General features: G+C 51.2%; 19 tRNA genes. All 19 read left to right on the top strand.

Annotation, left to right across the window (positions count from 1 at the left end):
- Positions 1-49: 49 nt before the first annotated feature.
- The 19 genes from FGI41_RS24605 (at position 50) to FGI41_RS24515 (ending at position 2,273) form a co-directional block, all read left to right on the top strand.
- Positions 50-126, top strand: a tRNA-Arg gene (locus tag FGI41_RS24605).
- Between the two features lie 13 nt (positions 127-139).
- Positions 140-216: transfer RNA gene (locus FGI41_RS24600), tRNA-Pro, on the top strand.
- 22 nt (positions 217-238) lie between these two features.
- Positions 239-323: transfer RNA gene (locus FGI41_RS24595), tRNA-Leu, on the top strand.
- A gap of 18 nt (positions 324-341) precedes the next feature.
- A tRNA-Ile gene (locus FGI41_RS24590) sits at positions 342-418 on the top strand.
- A 32-nt stretch (positions 419-450) separates the two neighbouring features.
- Positions 451-526, top strand: a tRNA-Ala gene (locus FGI41_RS24585).
- A 14-nt stretch (positions 527-540) separates the two neighbouring features.
- Positions 541-615 (top strand) — tRNA-Asn (locus FGI41_RS24580).
- A gap of 8 nt (positions 616-623) precedes the next feature.
- Positions 624-716, top strand: a tRNA-Ser gene (locus FGI41_RS24575).
- A 17-nt stretch (positions 717-733) separates the two neighbouring features.
- Positions 734-810, top strand: a tRNA-Glu gene (locus tag FGI41_RS24570).
- Positions 811-814: 4 nt separating this feature from the next.
- Positions 815-890, top strand: a tRNA-Val gene (locus FGI41_RS24565).
- Positions 891-896: 6 nt separating this feature from the next.
- A tRNA-Gly gene (locus FGI41_RS24560) sits at positions 897-972 on the top strand.
- A gap of 328 nt (positions 973-1,300) precedes the next feature.
- A tRNA-Ala gene (locus tag FGI41_RS24555) sits at positions 1,301-1,376 on the top strand.
- 21 nt (positions 1,377-1,397) lie between these two features.
- Positions 1,398-1,473 (top strand) — tRNA-Thr (locus FGI41_RS24550).
- Between the two features lie 12 nt (positions 1,474-1,485).
- A tRNA-Glu gene (locus FGI41_RS24545) sits at positions 1,486-1,562 on the top strand.
- A 4-nt stretch (positions 1,563-1,566) separates the two neighbouring features.
- Positions 1,567-1,642 (top strand) — tRNA-Val (locus FGI41_RS24540).
- Between the two features lie 10 nt (positions 1,643-1,652).
- A tRNA-Met gene (locus FGI41_RS24535) sits at positions 1,653-1,729 on the top strand.
- A 184-nt stretch (positions 1,730-1,913) separates the two neighbouring features.
- Positions 1,914-1,990, top strand: a tRNA-Asp gene (locus FGI41_RS24530).
- 5 nt (positions 1,991-1,995) lie between these two features.
- Positions 1,996-2,068 (top strand) — tRNA-Phe (locus FGI41_RS24525).
- A 22-nt stretch (positions 2,069-2,090) separates the two neighbouring features.
- A tRNA-Thr gene (locus FGI41_RS24520) sits at positions 2,091-2,166 on the top strand.
- Between the two features lie 22 nt (positions 2,167-2,188).
- Positions 2,189-2,273 (top strand) — tRNA-Tyr (locus FGI41_RS24515).
- Positions 2,274-2,297: the final 24 nt, after the last annotated feature.

Raw genomic sequence — 2,297 nt, 5'->3', positions numbered from 1 at the left:
GCCAAGGCGAAGGTCGAGGGTTCGAGACCCTTCGTCCGCTCCAACAGATGTGCCCTTAGCTCAGCCGGATAGAGCGTTTGACTACGAATCAAAAGGTCGGGAGTTCGAATCTCTCAGGGCACGCCATCTTATAAATAGTCGGGAAGTAGCTCAGCTTGGTAGAGTACTTGGCTTGGGACCAAGGGGTCGCAGGTTCGAATCCTGTCTTCCCGACCATGTTTACCAAAAATGAAAAAATGCGGTCGTGGCGGAATTGGCAGACGCACCATCTTGAGGGGGTGGCGGGGCGACCCGTGTGAGTTCGAGTCTCACCGACCGCACCAATATTATTTTACACAAATGGGCCTATAGCTCAGTTGGTTAGAGCGCACGCCTGATAAGCGTGAGGTCGGCTGTTCGAGTCAGCCTAGGCCCACCATCTATATATAGTAACAACCATTTGATGAAAATGGGGCTGTAGCTCAGTTGGGAGAGCGCCTGCCTTGCAAGCAGGAGGTCATCGGTTCGATCCCGTTCAGCTCCACCAATTTTCAAAAATGTTCCTCAGTAGCTCAATGGTGGAGCAACCGGCTGTTAACCGGTAGGCTGGCGGTTCGAGTCCGTCCTGAGGAGCCATTACAGATGGACAGGTGTCCGAGTGGCCGAAGGAGCACGATTGGAAATCGTGTAGGCGGTGTTGAACCGTCTCGTGGGTTCAAATCCCACCCTGTCCGCCATCTTATATTTTAGGAATGGCCCGTTGGTGAAGCGGTTTAACACAGCAGCCTTTCACGCTGTCATTCAGGGGTTCGAATCCCCTACGGGTCACCATGATGGAGGCTTAGCTCAGCTGGGAGAGCATCTGCCTTACAAGCAGAGGGTCGGCGGTTCGATCCCGTCAGCCTCCACCATCTTACGCGGACGTAGCTCAATTGGTAGAGCGTCGCCTTGCCAAGGCGAAGGTCGAGGGTTCGAGACCCTTCGTCCGCTCCATCATTTTCATAGAGGCACACATGTAGCCCTTGGTACGGTGATCCAGAAGCCGCAGACAAGGGTATTATTATCCGCAAAAATAATGTTGGGTAAGTGCAACTTTTGAATGGGATAGTAAAAAGAACCACTTGCAACGTAGGTTATCATGTGCTAGATTAGATAACGTTGCTGAAAAAATCACTAGAGAACAAAAGTTGAAAATCTTTAGTGGTAGCAAAAAATAACACTTGCAAAGCGAATAACGATATGATAGAGTAGATAACGTTCTCGCTAAATGAACTAGTTCGAAAGACTTAGTTCGAAAGCAATAAAAACCATTTGAAAAAATGGGGCTGTAGCTCAGTTGGGAGAGCGCCTGCCTTGCAAGCAGGAGGTCATCGGTTCGATCCCGTTCAGCTCCACCATTCCTACTCATTTAAAATGATGCTCCTGTAGCTCAGTCGGTAGAGCGTTTCCATGGTAAGGAAGAGGTCGCAGGTTCGATTCCTGTCGGGAGCACCATTTACATCACCTGGCCCGTTGGTGAAGCGGTTTAACACAGCAGCCTTTCACGCTGTCATTCAGGGGTTCGAATCCCCTACGGGTCACCATGATGGAGGCTTAGCTCAGCTGGGAGAGCATCTGCCTTACAAGCAGAGGGTCGGCGGTTCGATCCCGTCAGCCTCCACCACTTATATTGACGCGGGATGGAGCAGCTCGGTAGCTCGTCGGGCTCATAACCCGAAGGTCGCAGGTTCAAATCCTGCTCCCGCAACCAACCATTTACCTGAACTACGTCGCTTAGTCTTCTTCGATCAGGTAAAATCAGTGGTACTCGTAGAGTGCAACTTTAATTCTCATCTGTACTACGTCGAATATTCTTCTCCGTTCAGATGAAATCCGGAGTCCCCGTAGGGGGCAACCAAACGATGTTCGCACTAAGTAGCGTTCATAACAAACATGGAGCTGTGGTGAAGTTGGAGTTCACGCCGGTCTGTCACACCGGAGGTCGCGGGTTCGAGTCCCGTCAGCTCCGCCATGTATGGCTCGGTAGCTCAGTCGGTAGAGCAGAGGACTGAAAATCCTCGTGTCGGCGGTTCGATTCCGTCCCGAGCCACCTTATTTACCAAAAAGAATATGCCGGTGTAGCTCAATTGGTAGAGCACCTGACTTGTAATCAGGGGGTTGTGGGTTCAAGTCCTATCGCCGGCACCAGTTTTACCAAACATCATCAGATGGGGAGATAGCGAAGTGGCTAAACGCGGCAGACTGTAAATCTGCTCCCTCTGGGTTCGGCGGTTCGAATCCGTCTCTCCCCACCATTTTGATGAGCCATTAGCTCAGTT

The organism is Brevibacillus dissolubilis (assembly GCF_006170445.1).
Taxonomy (GTDB): domain Bacteria; phylum Bacillota; class Bacilli; order Brevibacillales; family Brevibacillaceae; genus Brevibacillus_B; species Brevibacillus_B dissolubilis.
Note: the sequence above shows the minus strand (reverse complement) of the source record. Positions and strands in the feature narration are given on the sequence as shown.